Below are 18,269 nucleotides of genomic sequence, written 5' to 3' on the forward strand. Positions count from 1 at the left end.
TCATGCGATCTCGGTAACAACGGCCAACATCACCGACCGCAAAGGGGCATTGCAAGCGCTTGCCCATAACAAAGCTCGCTTGGATTGCGTGCAAAAGCTATTGGTGGATGCTGCTTATCGTGGCGCACCTTTTGCACTAGCTGCTACTGGTTTGCTTCACGCTTGCACAGAGGTGCAAGTGGTGAAACGAGATCAACTACACACCTTCGCTGTTTTGCCAAAGAGATGGATTGTCGAGCGCAGCTTCGCGTGGTTAGAGAAGAATCGAAGGCTCTGGAAGAACTGTGAGCGATGGCTCAACACCAGCTTGCAGTTCATCCATCTCGCCTTCATCGGATTGTTGTTACGAAGATCGTAAACACGTTCTCAGAATCTTCTTTAGTAGATCCCCTCAATATCCTACGTGCGGCTCACGTTAATCATCCAACTTTTCACGCAACACAGCGCCCGTTTTGGAATCCAGGCGCAACTCAACGCGCTGGCCGACTGGGTTTGTGGCATCCGCGTCCCAGTAGCCATCCTCAAAGTCCAGATCGTGGATACGGGTATAGCCAGCTGCCTCCAACACGCTACGCACTTGTGCAGCAGATAGTACATCGTTGCCCACACCGGGCACCGCCTGCCCCATGCCGTCGACCACTTCACTGAGTACCGCTAAGCTAACAGGGTGCAACGTCAAATCCACTTCAAAGCCAGCGAGGTTATTGGCCTCTGCTTCCCAAAAACCATCATCGAGCTCCACATCACGCACGCGCTGATACCCCAAGTTTTGTAGGTGTTGCACAACTTGTTGGGCTGTGGCCAGATTGTGCTGGGCTTCGGGGCGCCCCACTTCCAGCAATTGGTCATTGGCATCAAGCATCAAGTGCACACGTTTACCATCCCAAGTGGTGCCTTTGGCAGTCCACAAACCATGCTCACGCTTGAGATCATCAATCGCAACATAGCCTTGCGCATTGAGCGTATCCCAAGCTTGGCGTGCATTATCAGCAGCCCATGTTGCACTGCCCAGACCCAATGTGGCAGCAACCAGGCCAACAGCCAACGGCTTGAAGCGATTTACAGAACGAATAGATGCAGTTTTTAGATTGAAATTCATCACGTACCTCTTGGTGGTTGATTAAAACGTGATGCAGTATTTCAAACCTGACTTAAACAAACTCTGAAGCGCCTGTTCATGCTGTGTTTAAGATGTGCACTACAGAATGAAACCTCATGAAAACACTGCGACACCCCTTTTTGGTATGCACCCTGTGCATCGGGCTTTTCGCGCCTGCATGGGCTGACGAGCAACGCAACGTGCGCCAAGCCGTCTCCAGCGGACAATATTTGCCATTGGCCGAAATTCTGAAAATTGTGGAGCAGCATGTCCCGGGTCGCGTGCTGGAAGTGGATCTGGAGGCAGACCGGCAGCAGGGCGCGGTATACGAAGTGGAAGTACTCGATAGTCAAAACCGCAAACGCGAAATCAAGGTGCATGCCGAAACGGGCCAACTGCTCGAACTGGATGATGTTCCCGCCGCCGCGCAAGCCTTGATTCCCTTGCCGACGCTTTTGCGGCAAATTCTGGCCCAGTACCCGGGTCATATCGAGGACGTGGAGCTTGAATCAGGCAGCAACCATCTGGCCGTTTATGAGATTTTGCTGATTCAACACAATGCGCAGCGCTTGGAGCTGGTCGTCGACGCAACAACTGGCCAAATACTACAAGGAGCGCCCAAGGTTGAAAACGCTGTTCAAAGCATGATGGCTTTGCCCGATATTCTCGATTTGCTGCTCAAAACCTATCCTGGCATCGTGCTAGAGGCGGAATTGGAACGCGAGCGCCACCAGCGCAGCAACAGTTGGTACTATGAAATCGACATTCGTCTTAACGACGGCCGCCAGATGGAATTGCATGTGGATACCCACACCGCCAGCGTTCTGCGCGAAAAGATCAAAAATGAGCCCAAGGCGCCTTAAACGTCTTTACTCCTTACTCTTGCCCGGGCGCCATCGGCGCACTCACCTGCTTTTAATTTCATGCGTATTTTGCTCGTTGAAGACGACACTCAATTAGCCCAAAGCCTGCAAGCGCTGCTGCAAGAAGCGGGGTTTGTTGTCGATGTGGCAACTGATGGCAATGACGCCATTTTTGTGGGCGAAACCGAGAGCTACGATGCTGCCGTGCTGGACTTGGGTTTGCCCGGTCTGGACGGTATTTCAGTTCTGCGCCATTGGCGCGAACACGGCAGCCATTTCCCGGTGCTGATTCTCACTGGACGCAGCCGCTGGAGCGACAAGCTCGCAGGCTTTCAAGCCGGGGCAGACGACTACCTCACCAAGCCCTTTATTCACGAAGAAGTCGTGCTGCGCTTGCACGCCCTGTTGCGTCGTAGTCTGCAAGGCAGCGGCGATACGGTGCTCAATGTCGGAAACTTAAGCTACGACACTATTAACCAGCGCTTCACTATAGGGGACGCAGCCATTACGCTAACTGCGCAAGAACACAAAATTCTGGTGTACTTGATGCACCGTCCGGGGGCGACCGTGACACGCACAGAAATCAATGAACACGTTTACTCTCGCGATCTCGATCCTGACTCCAATTCCGTTGATGTACTGATTGGGCGAATCCGTCGCAAAATTGGCAGTGACCGCATTGAAACACAGCGTGGTCTTGGCTTTCGCCTTGCTACGCACCCGTTCTCGGCATCATCATCAACGGCCGCATGACACAAGGCCGAGGCTTAGGGCTCACCACCCGTCTGCTTTTGCTGGGACTGGTGCCCAGCATCATGCTGACGCTGACCTTGGGATGGTTGCTGGACAATAGCATTCGCGAGAGCCTCTATGGCGGCCTTGAACAACGCCTGAATGATCGCGCTGACCGCATTCAAGCCAACATGGTTTTTATGCCCACACAGCAATGGCGCTATGAGGCGGGTCGCAGTAGCGACGAATTTACCCACATTTTTTCTGGCTGGTATTGGGTCTTACAAACACCGGATCAGCAACTGGTATCACGCTCGTTATGGGACGGCACATTGCCCGCCCCACACCATACCGCACCACGAGACATGCTGACCAACACCGACCCTCGTGGCCAAGCCTTGCTCGGCATCACACGCACCATCACACAAGAGCATGGTGCCAGTGCCACACTGTATGTGTATGGCTTGGCTCAAGAAGTCACCAATGACCTCAGCCGCGTGCGCCGTAACCTATGGCTGGGGCTTGCAGCGTTATTGTTCAGCATCACCGTCACGACGCTGATTCAGGTGCGTGTGGGCTTGAAACCGCTACAGTTGCTGCGGCAGCGCCTAGCCGCCTTGCACGACACCCAAACCAATAACACACAGCTTGGCCAAGGTTATGGCCCAGATCTAGACCCGCTGGCCTCCGAAGTAGATGCCCTGCTTGAACGCAATGCGCGGATGGTGGCGCGAGGGCGTGCACATGCTGCAGACCTGAGCCACGCCTTAAAAACCCCATTGGCACGCTTGAGCGCAGAAGCTGCACGCACTGCGCAAGTACCCAGCAGTATGGTGTTAAACCAAGTAAAAAGCATCGATGGTTTGATTGAACGGCACCTCAGTCGCACCAGCGCAGCAGGCGATCACGCCCCTAGCCTTCAAAGCACCGTGCTGTTGCAAGACGTCATTCGCCCTTTGGCACAACTGATGCAGCACATTCGCCCGGAAAAACAACTGGAATGGCAACTGAACATTCCTCCCACATTGCACTGGCGTGGCGACCGTTCAGACTTGGAAGAAATGCTGGGCAATCTAATGGACAACGCCAGTAAATGGGCGCACGCACGCGTGCGCGTTCAAGCCACAGCCTTGCCGCAGAAGAGCCCACAGCACAACCAACTTGTAATGACAGTTGAAGACGATGGCCCAGGAATTGCCACGCACCAACTCGCGCAAGCTGGGAAACGTGGCGAGCGCTTTGACCAAAACACCCCAGGCACAGGACTGGGCCTGTCGATCGTGGCTGATATTGCCCATACCTGGGGCGGCACCCTACTGCTTCACACCAGCGAGCTTGGTGGCTTACGCGCACAAATCACCTTACCGACTTAATCCCCACACGATCGACTGCATAGAAATAGATGCAGCCTGAAAGCCTTCATTAAACACCATGGGCTTTTCTCCCTCATGCACAGCTGCAGCTGCGTACAACAGAGGTAAATAGTGGTCATGGGTGGGGTGCGCCTGTTGCATGACAGAACCCAATTGCTGCACGTTTTGTAATGCGGCCAAATCGCCTTTATCCACCAGCGCATGGACATGACGGTCAAATTCAATCGCCCAATCATAGGCTTGGTTGGCTGCCGCGTCGCGCTGCGTGAGGCGCAGGTTATGCACGATGTTGCCGCTGCCCACAATCAGAACGCCGCGCTCACGCAGAGCGCGCAACTGCAGACCGATTTGGTAATGCTCGTTCAACGGCCTTGCGTAATCCATGCTTAGTTGCACTACTGGGATACGCGCTTCTGGAAACATGGGCAACAGGACGGACCAGGTGCCATGATCCAAACCCCACTCGCTGTGGTCTACCCCTACATCAGGCACCTCAGGTGCGGGGACATGAATGCTACGCGCTAAATTTTTCGCAAAATTTGGTGCCCCTGGCGCCGGGTATTGCATGTCATACAAGGCTTTGGGGAAACCACCAAAGTCATGGATGGTGCGGGGTTTGTCCATGCCGGTCACAAACCAACCACCACGAGTGAGCCAATGGGCTGAGACGCAGAGAATCAACTGCGGTGTCTCTGCCTGCTGCATCAATGCCCGGCCCAACTTTTCCCATTCACTGCGCCACGGGTTGCCGGGCAAGACATTCATAGGACTACCATGGCCCATGAACAGCACAGGCTGGCGTGCAGAAGGCTGGAGACTGGCAAAGGTTTTGTCTAGCCCAGCGGCAGAGACTGGCTGAACCCACTGAGAGCCCAAAGCCATGCCCGCCAAGCTAGGCCAAGAAGCGAGAAGATTGCGGCGAGTCATCATCGGGGGCCTTGTCGTTCGGTTTAATGGGAAAAAATTATAAAAATACGAACGGCATAAACCAAGCCAGTTACTCGCGACGACGTGTTACGAAAACAGCAACAATGCGCTTAATCTTCCGTAATGAATACGCGGCTCTAGGCTCTAGTTTGCGTTGTTGCACGACTGTTCCATACGCCACTTATCGGTGGGTTGTGCATAGTTTGCTCACCCGTTTTTCTAGCGCTTTCGCCCCCAATGCATGACCAGCATTCCAACCACAGCGAAAGCACCGCCAACCGCAAGCGAAAGATCAATCCGCTCCCCCAGCCATAGACTGGAAAAAAGCACTCCAAAAATAGGCACGAGCGAGATGAAAGCGGCCGCTGCACTGGCCCCCAAGGTTTTGACACCATCCAAGAACCAAGCATAAGCCAACACCGTAGCCCCCAGCGCCAGACCGACAATGGACAGCCAAGTCGTCGCAGGCGTCTGTGCCAGCGTGGCCCAAGCTCTGGGGCCTTCGACTACCCAGCTGGCCACAAACAACATGGCTGCCCCCATCAACGCCGTCATGGTGGTAATGCTTAAAGAGTCCATGCTCTGAAGCTGACGACCAATTAAGGTGTAAATGGCCCAACATGCAACGCAGCCCAACACGATCAGCTCGCCTGACCCCATGCCTCCTTGTATCAGCTTCCAAGGCTCACCCACGCTCAATGCTGTCACGGCTCCGACCATAGCCAAGGCCATGCCAAACAAAATTGGGGCGTTGAGCCGTTCGCGCAAAAATACCGCAGCCAACAGCAAGGTCGCTGCGGGATTCAGGGCAATGACCATAGCCGCCCTGCCTGCGGGAACATGCTGCAAACCCCACATAAAAAATAAAGCATACCCAAAAATGCCTGTAGCGGAAGCCATAGCCAATGCCCCCCACTGCCGCAGAGACAGGCGGCCCATGCGCTTCGGGCCTCCGGCATGCAACCACCAAACCATCAGCAGCGTGCTGGCAAATACAAACCGCAAGCACGCACCCAGCAATGGGGGCATGGTCAACACGACCACCCGGCCCATGGGCCAAGATGCCCCCCACAGTGCAGCCATGCCAAGCAAACGTAAATAAACACCCGCGCGCGCTTTGTCAGCAAACACAAGAGATTGAATCATGCAGAAACTGCCATAAGAAAAAAAGTAAGCGCCGCATACAAAGGGTGCTTCGCACCTTGATGGCTTTAGCCACCAAGGTGCGTATTGTGGTGCAGTTCAGTCCATCTTGCCTGCCACCTGAATGCATAGGGATTGCCACTACTGCAAGAGGCAGGACTGCTGCGCTAAAGTCCCACACGATGTGTACGCACCATGCCGTGTACATACGCCCACCGCCTTTTCTGCACATTGACCTTTCAGCACACCATCGTTCGCATGCACCACTCATTCCAAGCTCTTGCTGGCTGTCGCATTGTCAGCCTTGCCTTGAATTTACCTGGCCCTGCGGCTTTAATGCGCCTGTGCGGTATGGGTGCCCATTGCACCAAACTGGAAGCCCCCGCACCACAGGGCCACGCCACCAGTGACCCTATGGGCATGTACGCACCCCATGCATACCGGCAATTGCACGAAGGCATTGTCGTTGTGCATGCTGATCTCAAAACACCTGAAGGCAAAGCCCACTTCAATGACTTGCTCACCCATACTGACGTGCTGATCACGTCGTTTCGTCCGGCTGCATTGGCCCGACTTCAATTGGACTGGGAAACGCTCCATACCCGTCACCCACAGTTAAACCTGGTGCAGATCGTCGGCGCCACAGGCTTACGGGCGAATGAAGCGGGCCATGACCTGACTTACCAAGCTGAGGCTGGCCTAGTGCCTGATTTGAACGTGCCTGCCTCACTCGCAGCAGATATGGCAGGTGCCTTAACAGCGACTGAGGCCGTCTTGCAGACCTTGCTCGCGCGCCAACAAACAGGCACGGGGCAAAGACTAGAGGTTGGTTTGCTTGAAGCAGCCCAATGGCTCTCCATTCCACGCCAATGGGGTATGACAACGCCTGAGGGCATCACAGGCGGAGCCCATGCAGGCTACCGCCTATATGCATGCATGGATGGGCGTGTTGCTATTGCCGCATTGGAACCCCATTTTGCCCAGCGACTGTGGCAACACATCTGCCCCAATACTACTCCTGCAGATATGCTCGATGCGGCCACCCACCAGGCCATCAGCCAGTTTTGCGCCACTCAAACGCGGGCAGCGCTGGAGCAGCTTGCGCAAGAGCATGACATCCCCCTGCTAACACTACCTTGATTACAGCCAACGGGCTTTGATCTTCAAGGCCAGCCCGATCGTGGCGAACATGGCGGCGCCAAAGACCCAGCCAGACACGGCCCCAGCCTGGCTACCTGAGAGCAATGTGCCCACAGTGCAGCCCAGCCCCACCATCGCACCCCACCCAAGCAGCAAGCCACCACTCAAACCCCGCACTACATCGCGTGCACCAGGGATTTTGAAGACAAATTGCCGACTGAGAAAAGCTGCTGCAAACGCCCCACCAACAATACCTGTGAGCAGCACTGCATTTGGCATCAGCCAAGTTGATTGCGGAGTGGTCGAGCAACCGGCAAAACCATCCAAGCCGTGCATGGTGGCAGGAATCCAGCCTTGTGCATCTGCCCATTGGCGCGAAGCCGTGCCCAAAAATGCCGTTACGCCCAACGGCTTCATGCGGATGATGGCCAGCACCCCTACCAAGCCCACTACCAAACCACCAGTCCAATAAGGCCAACGCCCTTGCCACAGCTGCGCCCAGACCTGGTGCAAATTCGGTACAGAAGCCGCCGCCGAAATGCGGCCCTGCGTCGCCTGAGCTTGCTTGTGATGGTCAACCTGCTGGCCTAGCTGTGCATTCGCTACTTTCTGTTGGTACAGGGGCGATGCAAAACCGCGCCACAAGTACACGACCACGGCTACCAATACCGCCAACTGCACCACCAGTGCCCCACCGTAGCCAAGGTGTGCAGGCAGCCACACCACAGGCGCATCGGCAATGGCCAAGCTGTAGAGCCCATTCCAGCTTTTAAAACCCACCACAAACCCCATGGCCGTCCCAATCAACGCAAAAGGGGAAACAGTCGATCCCTCCGATAAGCGATACCAGTGGGCACTAATGCATGACCCCGACACGACCATACCTAAACCAAAGGCAGCGCCGGCCAACAACAACACCCAACTGACTGGTCCGATGTGTATATCTGGCGGCAAGCGCCCGGCCGCAGGATTGACGATCCACCCACCTAACACAGCGGTATAGCCAATCAAACCAATCGCCACAGCCAAAACGATAGCCAGCATGCCGCGTGGGTCGCGGTTTTCAAACCAGTCTCTGGCGTGGCAATAAAAGCAAAACCGGCTACGCTGAAATGCCACTCCCAACGCCACGCCGCAAGTCAGTGCAAACACCAACGTGGCGCCTCCCGCTTGCGCCTGCAGCCATGTGCCCCATAGCAGCAGCAAGCTCCATACGCCCCATGAAGCAACTCTTTGCATCCCTGATTCCTTCTGTGACTACACCACGAAAAAAACGCCCACCGAAGTGGGCGCAATACACCTTGCTCAGAAACTTGCCGCAAGCTGTGCAACAACGCAACCAGCCTGCAGCCCCATACTTGCTTTTATTTGGCCGCCCACACCGTACCACTGGGGTTGCTAACCGGCACGCCCACGGCATTGCCGTATTCCGTCCATGAGCCGTCGTAGTTTTTCACGTTGTAGCCCAGAATTTTTGACAGGGCAAACCATGTGTGGCTAGAGCGCTCTCCAATACGGCAGTAAGTGATGATGGGTTTAGAACCATCCAAACCCACAGCCCCGTAAATCTTCTTCAGCTCCTCTGCAGACTTGAAGGTGCCATCCTTATTCACCGCCTGACCCCAAGGCACATTCACGGCACCAGGCACATGGCCTGCGCGAATGGCCAACTCCTGCACTCCTGCTGGTGCAAAAATCTTGCCGCTGTATTCGTCGGCCGAGCGAATGTCGACCAATTTGGCGTCGCTGGTACCTTCAGCCGCAGCCAAGGTATCACTCAAACGCGCACGCAAGTTGGTGTTGATACCACTGACCGTATAGCTTGTTTTGCCGTATTCAGGCACACGATTGTTCAAAGCGCGGCTCTCAGCTTCCCACTTCACACGGCCACCATCGAGCAGTTTGACGTTTTTCACACCATAAATATCAAAAACCCAGGCACCCCACGCGGCAAACCAGTTATTAGTGTCACCGTACAGCACCACGGTGGTGTCGTTACCCACGCCAGACTGAGACAGTAGCTTTTCAAAATTTTCTTTGGAAACAATATCGCGTCGCACCGTGTCATTCAAATCGGTGTGCCAAGAAAAATTCACCGCCCCCGGGATGTGCCCACGCTCATACACACCAGGATTGACACTGACTTCAATCACGCGGATTTTGTCGTTATCGAGATTGTTGGCCAGCCATTCCGTTGTCACCAATGGCCCTTCAGGAACTGGTGTCGCGGCATTCGCAGCACTTGCAATAGCCAAAGTCCCCACCAGTGCAGAAGCACGTAACCATGTTTGCAGCGTTGTATTCATTGGCTCGCATCCTTTCAATTTGTTTCGATATTTGAACTTGGACGCAACTATAGAAAACAAGCGATCAAACACCAACCAATCATTTCTCATGACGTTATGCAGCAGGGCCATAAGCGCTGCTGCGCTTGCTTCTGCGCCATTTCACCGTGTTTGAAATGCACAAATCAACATGAAAATAAACATAAAAAAAGAGGCCTCAAAAGGCCTCTTCTGCTTAGCGTTGCAACAGGTTATTGCGCCAGCATAGCGTGCATTTCCTGAACAGAAATCACGTCCAAGTCGTGCAAGGACTTCATGCCTTCCACAGCTGCTTCTGCACCAAAGATGGTAGTGAACATCGTTACACGGCCTTGCAATGCCGAAGTACGGATGGAGCGGGAGTCGGCAATTGCATTGCGACGTTCTTCCACGGTGTTGATGATCAAGGCCACTTCGCCATTTTTGATCATGTCAACAATGTGCGGGCGGCCTTCAGCCACTTTATTGACCACGCGCACCGTGATACCAGCCGCTTCAATGGCAGCGGCCGTGCCGCGTGTCGCACTGATCTCAAACCCCATGGCAGCCAAATCTTTGGCAATGGCCACAGCCCGGGCTTTGTCGGCATCGCGCACAGTCAGGAAAACCAAGCCACTTTCAGGCAAGCGGGTGCCGGCTCCCAACTGGCTCTTGACGTAGGCTTCACCAAAGGTTTTGCCCACACCCATCACTTCACCAGTGGACTTCATCTCTGGGCCTAAGATCGGATCGACCCCAGGAAACTTGACGAATGGGAACACAGCCTCTTTCACACTGAAATACGGCGGCACCACTTCTTCAGTTACACCTTGCTCTGCCAAGCTTTGGCCAGCCATGCAGCGCGCAGCGATTTTGGCCAATGGCAAACCTGTGGCCTTACCCACGAAAGGTACAGTACGCGAAGCGCGTGGATTGACTTCCAAAACGTAAATCACGTCTTGTTTGTCTGCGCCTTCACCGATTTCTTGAATGGCGAACTGCACATTCATCAAACCAACTACGTTCAACCCTTCAGCCATGGCAGCAGTCTGGCGTTTCAACTCATCCACCGTGGCTTTAGAGAGGTAGTACGGTGGCAGGGAACAACCGGAGTCACCGGAGTGCACCCCCGCTTGTTCAATGTGCTCCATCACACCACCGATCAGAACTTGACCGGTCGCATCGCGCACGCAATCGACATCGCACTCGATCGCGTTGCGCAAGAAGCTATCAAGCAGCACAGGCGAGTCATTGCTCACTTGCACGGCTTCACGCATATAGCGCTCCAGGCTACTGCGTTCATGCACGATTTCCATCGCACGGCCACCCAGCACGTAGGACGGACGCACCACCAAGGGGTAGCCGATTTCTTCGGCTTTTTCCAAGGCTTCGGCTTCAGTACGCGCAGTCGCATTCGGTGGCTGGCGCAGCTTCAAGTCCTGCAGCAAGTGCTGGAAACGCTCACGGTCCTCTGCCGCATCAATCATGTCAGGGGTTGTGCCAATAATCGGCACGCCATTGGCCTCCAGACCCAGAGCCAACTTCAGAGGCGTTTGGCCGCCGTACTGCACGATCACACCAACAGGTTTTTCCAGATCCGCGATCTCCAGCACGTCTTCAAGCGTCAGCGGCTCAAAATACAAGCGATCAGAGGTATCGTAATCAGTCGATACGGTTTCAGGGTTGCAGTTGACCATGATGGTCTCGTAACCGTCTTCGCGCATGGCCAAAGCGGCATGCACACAGCAGTAATCAAACTCAATCCCTTGGCCAATACGGTTCGGACCACCTCCGAGAACCATGATTTTTTTCTTGTCGGTAGGCGCGGCCTCACATTCCTCGTCATAGGTGGAGTACATGTAGGCGGTATTGGTCGAAAATTCCGCCGCACAGGTATCTACCCGCTTATAGACTGGGCGCACGCCCAAGGCATGGCGTGCCTTGCGCACCTCATGCTCGTTGGTATGCAATAGCTTGGCCAAACGGCGATCAGAGAAGCCCTTCTGCTTGAGTACACGGAAGGTCTCTTGGTCGACTGCAGCAAGAGCGGCAGCACCTTTGTCTTCATAAAGCTTATCCAGTTGCAATTCGATCTTCACGATCTCTTCAATCTGGATCAGAAACCATTTGTCGATCTTGGTGATGTTGTGCACTTCATCCAAAGACCAGCCCGCAGCAAACGCATCGCCCACGTACCAGATGCGCGATGGGCCAGGTTCGCCCAGCTCACGCTCCAGCACTTCGCGGTCTTGGGTTTTTTCATTCATACCGTCCACACCCACTTCCAGGCCACGCAAGGCTTTCTGGAAGGACTCCTGGAAGGTACGGCCCATGGCCATGACTTCACCGACTGACTTCATTTGCGTCGTCAAGCGGTCATCGGCCTGAGGGAATTTCTCAAACGCAAAACGCGGTACTTTGGTGACCACGTAGTCAATAGTCGGCTCGAACGATGCCGGTGTTGCACCACCAGTGATATCGTTTTTCAACTCATCCAAAGTAAAGCCCACAGCCAGCTTGGCTGCAATTTTCGCAATAGGGAATCCGGTCGCCTTCGATGCCAGCGCAGATGAGCGCGATACACGCGGATTCATCTCAATGACGATCATGCGGCCATCTTTAGGATTGACGGAGAACTGCACGTTCGAGCCACCAGTATCGACCCCAATCTCACGCAACACGGCCAGAGAGGCATCGCGCATGATCTGGTATTCCTTGTCGGTCAAGGTTTGGGCAGGGGCGACAGTGATCGAGTCGCCGGTGTGCACGCCCATGGGGTCCAAGTTCTCGATGGAGCAGACGATGATGCAGTTGTCTTTGGTGTCACGCACCACTTCCATCTCGTACTCTTTCCACCCCAAGAGCGACTCTTCAATCAACAGCTCATTGGTAGGAGAGGCTTCCAGACCGCGTTTACAAATGGTCTCGAATTCTTCTGCGTTGTAAGCAATACCACCGCCTGTACCACCCAGCGTAAAGCTGGGGCGAATCACCGTTGGGAAGCCCACGGTTTTTTGCACATCCCAAGCTTCTTGCATGCTGTGCGCAATGCCTGAACGTGCGGAGCCCAGTCCAATGCGCGTCATTGCATCTTTGAACTTCAAGCGGTCTTCGGCTTTGTCGATGGCTTCAGGCTTGGCGCCAATCAACTCCACTTTGTATTTATTCAATACACCATTGCGCCACAAATCCAGCGCACAGTTCAGCGCAGTCTGGCCACCCATAGTTGGCAAGATCGCATCTGGACGCTCTTTGGCAATAATTTTCTCCACCGTTTGCCAAGTGATAGGCTCGATGTACGTGACATCGGCCGTGGCTGGGTCGGTCATGATCGTGGCAGGATTGCTGTTGATCAAAACAACCTTGTAGCCTTCCTCGCGCAGGGCTTTACAGGCCTGAACACCGGAGTAGTCGAACTCACAGGCTTGGCCAATCACAATAGGACCAGCGCCGATGATGAGAATGGATTGAATATCGGTTCTTTTAGGCATAGTTCAGCGCCAACGGCGCTCTCCAACAAGATGTTTCAAGCCACACCACTGAGGGTGCGGGACTTGATGTGCTCAAGCAATTTTTCAATACGCTCTGGCTGCACTTTTTTCTGCATCAACTGCAGCATGCCTTCACCCTCAGCAATAGGGCGCAGCACATCCACCTCAGGTGGATAAAAAGTGGCATCCCACTCCAGTAACTCCTGGTCAAACTCCTCATCAGTCCAATTCTTGCCTTTGGCAATGAACACCACCAAAGGCATGGCTTTTTTCTCAATAAAAGCTTTCTTGTACGGTTTTTGCGCCCAACGCTCACCAAACCACTGTTTTGCTCCAGGCTCCAAAGTGAGCATGCGTTTGGCAATCGCCTTTTCCAGTGCCGCAGAAGGGAAGCTAAACAGTTTCATAAAGCCAATAATTGATTAAAAGTAGTGAAATGAAAAGAAGTAATCGATGGGCCGCAGCAAAATTAAGCTTCACACAGCCCACCACAGCAGCCTTAACTGGCAGCGGTTTGACGGCGCATAAGCGCAACAAACTGATCAAACAAATACGCAATATCGTGCGGCCCGGGGGACGCCTCTGGATGCCCCTGAAAACACAAGGCGGGCTTCTCCGTATGGGCCAGCCCCTGCACCGTGCCATCAAACAAGCTGCTGTGCGTCACACGCACGGTCGCTGGCAAAGATTGCGCATCAACCGCAAAACCATGGTTTTGGCTGGTGATACTGACCCGTCCGGAGTCATGGTCTTTGACGGGATGGTTTGCGCCATGGTGGCCGAATTTCATTTTGAAGGTTTTGGCACCTAATGCCAAAGCCATGATCTGGTGGCCCAAGCAAATACCAAAGGTGGGGATACCACTGTCAATCGATTCACGCGCTGCTTGCACCGCGTATGTGCAAGGCTCCGGATCACCTGGGCCATTGGAGAAAAACACACCATCGGGCTGCAAAGCCTTGACTTGCTCAAACGGTGTTTGAGCAGGCACGACTGTCACGCGACAGCCTTTTTCAGCCAAGATACGCAGGATGTTGTGTTTAACGCCGAAGTCATACGCCACCACATGAAAGCGTGGCGCAGTCTGTGAACCGTAGCCTTCGCCCAAAGTCCAGGTGGTTTGTGTCCACTCGTAGGACTTGTCGGTCGTGACGACCTTAGCCAAATCCAAACCACTCATATTGGGCGCAGCCTGGGCCTTTTGCACTGCTTCTTTAATCACCGTTTCGGTGACAGCCTCGCCCGCAGCCAAAGCCACGATGCATCCATTTTGCGCACCGTGCTCACGCAAATGGCGCGTCAACTTCCGCGTATCCACGTTGGCAATAGCCACAATATGGTGCTGCACCAAATAGTCTGACAACGACTGGTTTTGGCGAAAGTTGCTGGCCAACAATGGAAGATTCTTGATCACCAAGCCTGCCGCATAGGCTTTGCTTGATTCACTGTCTTCATCGTTAGTGCCGTAATTGCCGATATGGGGATATGTCAGCGTCACAATTTGCTGGCAGTAGCTGGGATCCGTCAAGATCTCTTGGTAGCCGGTCAAGGAGGTGTTGAACACCACCTCACCAGTTGTGGAGCCAGAAGCGCCCACAGCATTGCCAATGAAAATTGTGCCATCTGCGAGCGCCAAAATAGCGGCGGGAAGATTTCCCTGCTGGAGAGACAAGAGCACGCGATTACCTCGAAAAGGAAGCCAAGAAGTTCCCACCAAACAATATGAATATGGCCGGCACCGGTGGGCAGCAACTGACAGGCATTCAAAATGCAGGCTGGCAGCCTCCACCAAACGCACGCACACAATTCCTTAATGAATTGGCCCAGCGCGCCTCAGGCACCGCCCCGTATCGCGCCCACATTCAAAGACGCAAAAAGGGTATCAAAAGCGCCAAAAAAGGCGCAGCTTGGTGTGGAAACAGGGTAGATAAACCTGCCAATTATAGCCGAGGACTTACTTTAACCGCAGACAAGTTGACGCAAAGAATCCAAATCCGCAATCTGATGGGGCACGATATGAGGATGCCTCCAATCCTGCCGCTCACGATTGAGCCAACTCGCCTGCATACCCGCCTGCAATGCCCCCACCACATCCAAAACGGGGTCATCACCAACATGCAACACCTGAGATGGCTGCACCCCAACGCGGCGTGCAGCCATCTCAAAAATTCTTCCGTCAGGCTTTAACACCCCAGCTTCGCGTGCAGGAACACTGGCAGCAAAATACTGACCTATAGGCATATCCAGCACATTGGCATTGCCGTTACTCAACGCTACCAAAGGAAAACGGCGCGACAAAGCAACTAAAGCTTGCTCTACTTCAGGAAACAGATCCACCTGCTGACGAACGGCAAAAAAAGTCGCGAACCCTTGTTCTGCCAAGGACTCATCATCGCCCGCTAACGACAGCGCTCGGGCAATCATTTGTTTACGCAAAAAAGAAAAGTCGTGCGCTTGCGCCACAAACTCGGCCTTCACCTGCTCGCGAATGGTTTGCGCCACCCCTTCTTGCTGCCAATAGATTGCAGTTGCAGGGGCGAATTGCTGCATCCAAGCCAGCAAAGCAGCTTCAGCTTTTCGAATGGTGGGCCAAACAGGCCACAAGGTGTCATCCAAATCCAGGCTAATTGCCTGAATCTGCGACACATTGAGTTGGGCAATAGCATGCGATACGGTCATTTGCCAAGCATAGCTCAGGATCAAACCCTTTGTTTGCATAGCGTTACCGCCAAACAGTAAAAGCCACCCAAGAAGCCCCCAGCAACGTCCCAACCAGCGCGATAATGCGCAACCATGAATCCAAGACTCGATCGCCTCAATCCCTACCCATTTGAGCGCCTGCGCCAACTGTTTGCAGAGGTGCAGCCTAATGCGCACTTACGCCCTATCAGCTTGGGCATTGGAGAGCCACGACATGCCACACCAGCATTCGTGCTACAAGCCTACCAACAGGCACTACACTCCCCCACTGATGGACTGGCCAGCTACCCGGCTACCGCAGGAACACCGGCGCTGCGACAGGCTTTCGCAAAATGGCTGGGGCAACGCTATCGCGTTCAGGTCGATGCGCTGACGCAAACACTACCAGTCAATGGCTCACGCGAAGCGCTGTTTGCACTCACTCAAACTGTGGTGAACCCAAATCAGCGCGATGCGATTGTGGTGTGTCCCAATCCGTTCTACCAAATTTACGAAGGCGCGGCCTTACTGGCTGGCGCAACGCCTTACTTCGCCAACAGCGCCCCTGCGCGCAACTTTGCCGTGGATTGGGATTCTGTACCCGCTGATATTTGGGCGCGAACGCAACTCTTGTTTGTGTGCTCCCCCGGCAACCCTACAGGCGCAGTGATGCCGCTCAGTGAATGGGAAAAGCTCTTTGCCCTCAGTGACCAATATGGTTTTGTAATCGCCAGCGATGAGTGCTATAGCGAAATTTACTTCCAGGAAGAAGCCCCTTTAGGCGGCCTAGAAGCAGCCCGCCAACTGGGGCGGCATGACTGGAAAAATTTGGTCATTTTGACCAGCCTCTCCAAACGCAGCAACGTCCCAGGTATGCGCAGCGGCTTTGTCGCGGGCGATGCCTCTATCCTCAAACAATTTTTACTCTACCGAACCTACCATGGTTGCGCCATGGCTCCTCCAGTGCAAGCAGCCAGCATCGCTGCTTGGAACGATGAGGCGCACGTACAGGAAAACCGAGACCTCTATCGGCAGAAATTCGCTGAAGTCACCCCCATCCTCAGCGAAGTACTGGATGTTCGCTTACCCGACGCCAGCTTTTACCTCTGGGCCGCCATTCCTGCCTCGCTAGGGATGAGTGACACGGCATTTGCCAAAGCCCTCTACCAAGAGCAGGCTGTAACCGTCCTTCCAGGAAGCTACTTGGCGCGCGAAGCGCCAGCGGGCAATCCGGGCGCAGGGCGAATTCGCATGGCCTTGGTGGCAGAAACAGCGGAGTGCCTTGAAGCAGCGCGCCGCATTGCCGCCTTTGTTCATCAACACAACTGACGCTGAACCCAACCAACAAGTCGGCATTCACCATAGTGACCTCGTTTACACTCGAAGCCCTATGCCTCAATAGTGAACCTTGCATGCCTGCCGCATGGCGCAAGCACTTACAAATCTGTTGAGCGAATCCCCCACTCCGACACATCAGGTGCAAGCATTACCTGCGCTGATGTTGAGGCTCTGACTCCAGCCAATTTTTTAAACTTTAATCAACACACCTCAGCCATGACACAAGCTCTGCAAACTTTGATCGAAAACGCTTGGGAAGAGCGCACATCCTTTTCCCCCTCTTCGGCCCCTACCGATGTCCGCAATGCTGTGGAGGACGTAATCAACCAACTTGATACAGGCACATTGCGCGTAGCCAGCCGTAGTGGCGTGGGCAACTGGACCGTTCACCAGTGGATCAAAAAAGCCGTGCTGCTGTCCTTCCGCCTCAACGACAACGAAGTGATGCAAGCAGGACAATTGGGCTTCTATGACAAAGTGCCCACCAAATTCTCAGGCCTCTCGCAACAAGAACTGGCTGCTACAGGTGTACGCGTAGTGCCTCCTGCCGTGGCACGTCGCGGCAGCTTCATTGCCAAAGGTGCCATTTTGATGCCTTCCTACACCAACATCGGCGCGTATGTGGACGAAGGCACCATGGTGGACACATGGGCCACTGTAGGCTCTTGCGCTCAAGTGGGTAAGAATGTGCACCTCTCTGGCGGCGTTGGTTTGGGCGGCGTGCTGGAGCCTCTTCAAGCCAACCCCACCATCATTGAAGACAACTGCTTTATTGGCGCTCGCTCGGAAATCGTTGAAGGCGTGATCGTGGAGGAAAATTCCGTGGTTTCCATGGGCGTCTATATCGGCCAATCGACCCCCATTTTCAACCGTGAGACCGGCGAAATCACCTTTGGCCGCGTGCCTGCTGGCTCAGTAGTGGTCTCGGGCAATTTGCCCAAAAAAACCAAAGACGGCAAGGACTACTCCATGTACGCTGCCATCATCGTCAAGACCGTCGATGCCAAGACCCGCTCGACCACCAGCTTGAACGACTTGCTGCGCGACTAAGCCCCTCACCCGACATGCTCAGACAAGCTTTGCGCATGTCGGCTGCAGATTCATCAGCACACGCAGCCCCGTCCTGACTATTGCTCGCACATCCAACCATGCATTAGTGAACACTCGATCGTGTGGCTGCT

16 protein-coding genes are annotated in these 18,269 nt (G+C 54.3%); 7 read left to right on the forward strand and 9 right to left on the reverse strand.

Going from position 1 to position 18,269, the window contains the following annotated elements:
* The coding region (locus E9531_RS07270; RefSeq protein ID WP_158291735.1) for a transposase at window positions 1-358 on the forward strand (358 nt) is incomplete at its 5' end.
* Between the two features lie 57 nt (window positions 359-415).
* On the opposite strand, the gene E9531_RS07275 is transcribed toward E9531_RS07270, so the two are convergent.
* The gene (locus tag E9531_RS07275; RefSeq protein ID WP_136573098.1) at window positions 416-1,099 is read right to left on the reverse strand and encodes a PepSY domain-containing protein; all 684 of its coding nucleotides are present in this window, start codon (window positions 1,097-1,099) and stop codon (window positions 416-418) included.
* A 116-nt stretch (window positions 1,100-1,215) separates the two neighbouring features.
* Between E9531_RS07275 and E9531_RS07280 the strand changes: the two genes are divergently transcribed.
* From E9531_RS07280 to E9531_RS07290, 3 genes are read left to right on the forward strand one after another with little or no spacing between them, the layout of a single operon-like run.
* Complete coding sequence (locus E9531_RS07280) at window positions 1,216-1,962, forward strand: PepSY domain-containing protein (RefSeq protein WP_136573099.1); 747 nt, start codon at window positions 1,216-1,218, stop codon at window positions 1,960-1,962.
* A gap of 60 nt (window positions 1,963-2,022) precedes the next feature.
* Window positions 2,023-2,715, forward strand: coding sequence for a response regulator transcription factor (locus E9531_RS07285; RefSeq protein WP_136573100.1), 693 nt, complete (start codon window positions 2,023-2,025; stop codon window positions 2,713-2,715).
* A complete protein-coding gene (locus E9531_RS07290) occupies window positions 2,712-4,067 on the forward strand; it encodes a sensor histidine kinase (RefSeq protein WP_136573101.1) in 1,356 nt (451 codons plus the stop codon). The genes E9531_RS07285 and E9531_RS07290 overlap by 4 nt, the downstream gene beginning before the upstream one ends.
* Here the strand turns inward: E9531_RS07290 and ygiD are convergent.
* Together ygiD and E9531_RS07300 are read right to left on the reverse strand one after the other, a co-directional pair.
* A complete protein-coding gene (gene ygiD, locus E9531_RS07295) occupies window positions 4,056-4,997 on the reverse strand; it encodes a 4,5-DOPA-extradiol-dioxygenase (protein WP_280177181.1) in 942 nt (313 codons plus the stop codon). The two genes, E9531_RS07290 and ygiD, sit on opposite strands and share 12 nt — an antisense overlap.
* 216 nt (window positions 4,998-5,213) lie before the next feature.
* Window positions 5,214-6,140, reverse strand: a complete 927-nt coding sequence (locus E9531_RS07300; RefSeq protein WP_244610025.1) for a DMT family transporter — start codon at window positions 6,138-6,140, stop codon at window positions 5,214-5,216.
* Window positions 6,141-6,395: 255 nt separating this feature from the next.
* Here E9531_RS07300 and E9531_RS07305 point away from each other — a divergent pair, with 255 nt between their 5' ends.
* Window positions 6,396-7,277: a CoA transferase gene (locus tag E9531_RS07305; protein WP_136573102.1), complete on the forward strand. Its 882-nt coding sequence runs from the start codon at window positions 6,396-6,398 to the stop codon at window positions 7,275-7,277.
* Here E9531_RS07305 and E9531_RS07310 read toward each other — a convergent pair whose 3' ends face one another.
* The 6 genes from E9531_RS07310 to E9531_RS07335 all read right to left on the reverse strand — a co-directional run bounded on the left by E9531_RS07310 (window position 7,278) and on the right by E9531_RS07335 (window position 15,789).
* The gene (locus E9531_RS07310; RefSeq protein WP_136573103.1) at window positions 7,278-8,516 is read right to left on the reverse strand and encodes a YeeE/YedE thiosulfate transporter family protein; all 1,239 of its coding nucleotides are present in this window, start codon (window positions 8,514-8,516) and stop codon (window positions 7,278-7,280) included.
* A 125-nt stretch (window positions 8,517-8,641) separates the two neighbouring features.
* A complete protein-coding gene (locus tag E9531_RS07315) occupies window positions 8,642-9,583 on the reverse strand; it encodes a sulfurtransferase (RefSeq protein ID WP_136573104.1) in 942 nt (313 codons plus the stop codon).
* A gap of 230 nt (window positions 9,584-9,813) precedes the next feature.
* Window positions 9,814-13,071 carry a carbamoyl-phosphate synthase large subunit gene (gene carB, locus E9531_RS07320; RefSeq protein WP_136573105.1) on the reverse strand — a complete coding sequence of 1,086 codons (3,258 nt, stop codon included), beginning with the start codon at window positions 13,069-13,071 and terminating at the stop codon, window positions 9,814-9,816.
* 35 nt (window positions 13,072-13,106) lie between these two features.
* Window positions 13,107-13,478 carry a hypothetical protein gene (locus E9531_RS07325; protein WP_136573106.1) on the reverse strand — a complete coding sequence of 124 codons (372 nt, stop codon included), beginning with the start codon at window positions 13,476-13,478 and terminating at the stop codon, window positions 13,107-13,109.
* Window positions 13,479-13,570: 92 nt separating this feature from the next.
* Window positions 13,571-14,749, reverse strand: a complete 1,179-nt coding sequence (gene carA, locus E9531_RS07330; protein WP_136573107.1) for a glutamine-hydrolyzing carbamoyl-phosphate synthase small subunit — start codon at window positions 14,747-14,749, stop codon at window positions 13,571-13,573.
* 281 nt (window positions 14,750-15,030) lie between these two features.
* Window positions 15,031-15,789 (reverse strand): HAD family hydrolase, encoded by a 759-nt coding sequence (locus E9531_RS07335; RefSeq protein WP_244610026.1) that lies wholly within the window; start codon window positions 15,787-15,789, stop codon window positions 15,031-15,033.
* 75 nt (window positions 15,790-15,864) lie between these two features.
* Here E9531_RS07335 and dapC point away from each other — a divergent pair, with 75 nt between their 5' ends.
* Window positions 15,865-17,079 carry a succinyldiaminopimelate transaminase gene (dapC, locus tag E9531_RS07340; RefSeq protein ID WP_136573108.1) on the forward strand — a complete coding sequence of 405 codons (1,215 nt, stop codon included), beginning with the start codon at window positions 15,865-15,867 and terminating at the stop codon, window positions 17,077-17,079.
* A gap of 225 nt (window positions 17,080-17,304) precedes the next feature.
* The gene (gene dapD / locus E9531_RS07345; protein WP_136573109.1) at window positions 17,305-18,138 is read left to right on the forward strand and encodes a 2,3,4,5-tetrahydropyridine-2,6-dicarboxylate N-succinyltransferase; all 834 of its coding nucleotides are present in this window, start codon (window positions 17,305-17,307) and stop codon (window positions 18,136-18,138) included.
* Window positions 18,139-18,269 lie beyond the last annotated feature (131 nt).

Origin of the sequence: Lampropedia puyangensis (assembly GCF_004833285.1) — a bacterium.
Classification (GTDB): domain Bacteria; phylum Pseudomonadota; class Gammaproteobacteria; order Burkholderiales; family Burkholderiaceae_C; genus Lampropedia; species Lampropedia puyangensis.

Excerpts from the sequence above, each read along its gene's own strand:
- E9531_RS07275 (WP_136573098.1), bottom strand. The coding sequence starts at position 1,099 with ATGAATTTCAATCTAAAAACTGCATCTATTCGTTCTGTAAATCGCTTC.
- E9531_RS07280 (WP_136573099.1), top strand. The coding sequence starts at position 1,216 with ATGAAAACACTGCGACACCCCTTTTTGGTATGCACCCTGTGCATCGGG.
- E9531_RS07285 (WP_136573100.1), top strand. The coding sequence starts at position 2,023 with ATGCGTATTTTGCTCGTTGAAGACGACACTCAATTAGCCCAAAGCCTG.
- E9531_RS07290 (WP_136573101.1), top strand. The coding sequence starts at position 2,712 with ATGACACAAGGCCGAGGCTTAGGGCTCACCACCCGTCTGCTTTTGCTG.
- ygiD (WP_280177181.1), bottom strand. The coding sequence starts at position 4,997 with ATGATGACTCGCCGCAATCTTCTCGCTTCTTGGCCTAGCTTGGCGGGC.
- E9531_RS07300 (WP_244610025.1), bottom strand. The coding sequence starts at position 6,140 with ATGATTCAATCTCTTGTGTTTGCTGACAAAGCGCGCGCGGGTGTTTAT.
- E9531_RS07305 (WP_136573102.1), top strand. The coding sequence starts at position 6,396 with ATGCACCACTCATTCCAAGCTCTTGCTGGCTGTCGCATTGTCAGCCTT.
- E9531_RS07310 (WP_136573103.1), bottom strand. The coding sequence starts at position 8,516 with ATGCAAAGAGTTGCTTCATGGGGCGTATGGAGCTTGCTGCTGCTATGG.
- E9531_RS07315 (WP_136573104.1), bottom strand. The coding sequence starts at position 9,583 with ATGAATACAACGCTGCAAACATGGTTACGTGCTTCTGCACTGGTGGGG.
- carB (WP_136573105.1), bottom strand. The coding sequence starts at position 13,071 with ATGCCTAAAAGAACCGATATTCAATCCATTCTCATCATCGGCGCTGGT.
- E9531_RS07325 (WP_136573106.1), bottom strand. The coding sequence starts at position 13,478 with ATGAAACTGTTTAGCTTCCCTTCTGCGGCACTGGAAAAGGCGATTGCC.
- E9531_RS07335 (WP_244610026.1), bottom strand. The coding sequence starts at position 15,789 with ATGCAAACAAAGGGTTTGATCCTGAGCTATGCTTGGCAAATGACCGTA.
- dapC (WP_136573108.1), top strand. The coding sequence starts at position 15,865 with ATGAATCCAAGACTCGATCGCCTCAATCCCTACCCATTTGAGCGCCTG.
- dapD (WP_136573109.1), top strand. The coding sequence starts at position 17,305 with ATGACACAAGCTCTGCAAACTTTGATCGAAAACGCTTGGGAAGAGCGC.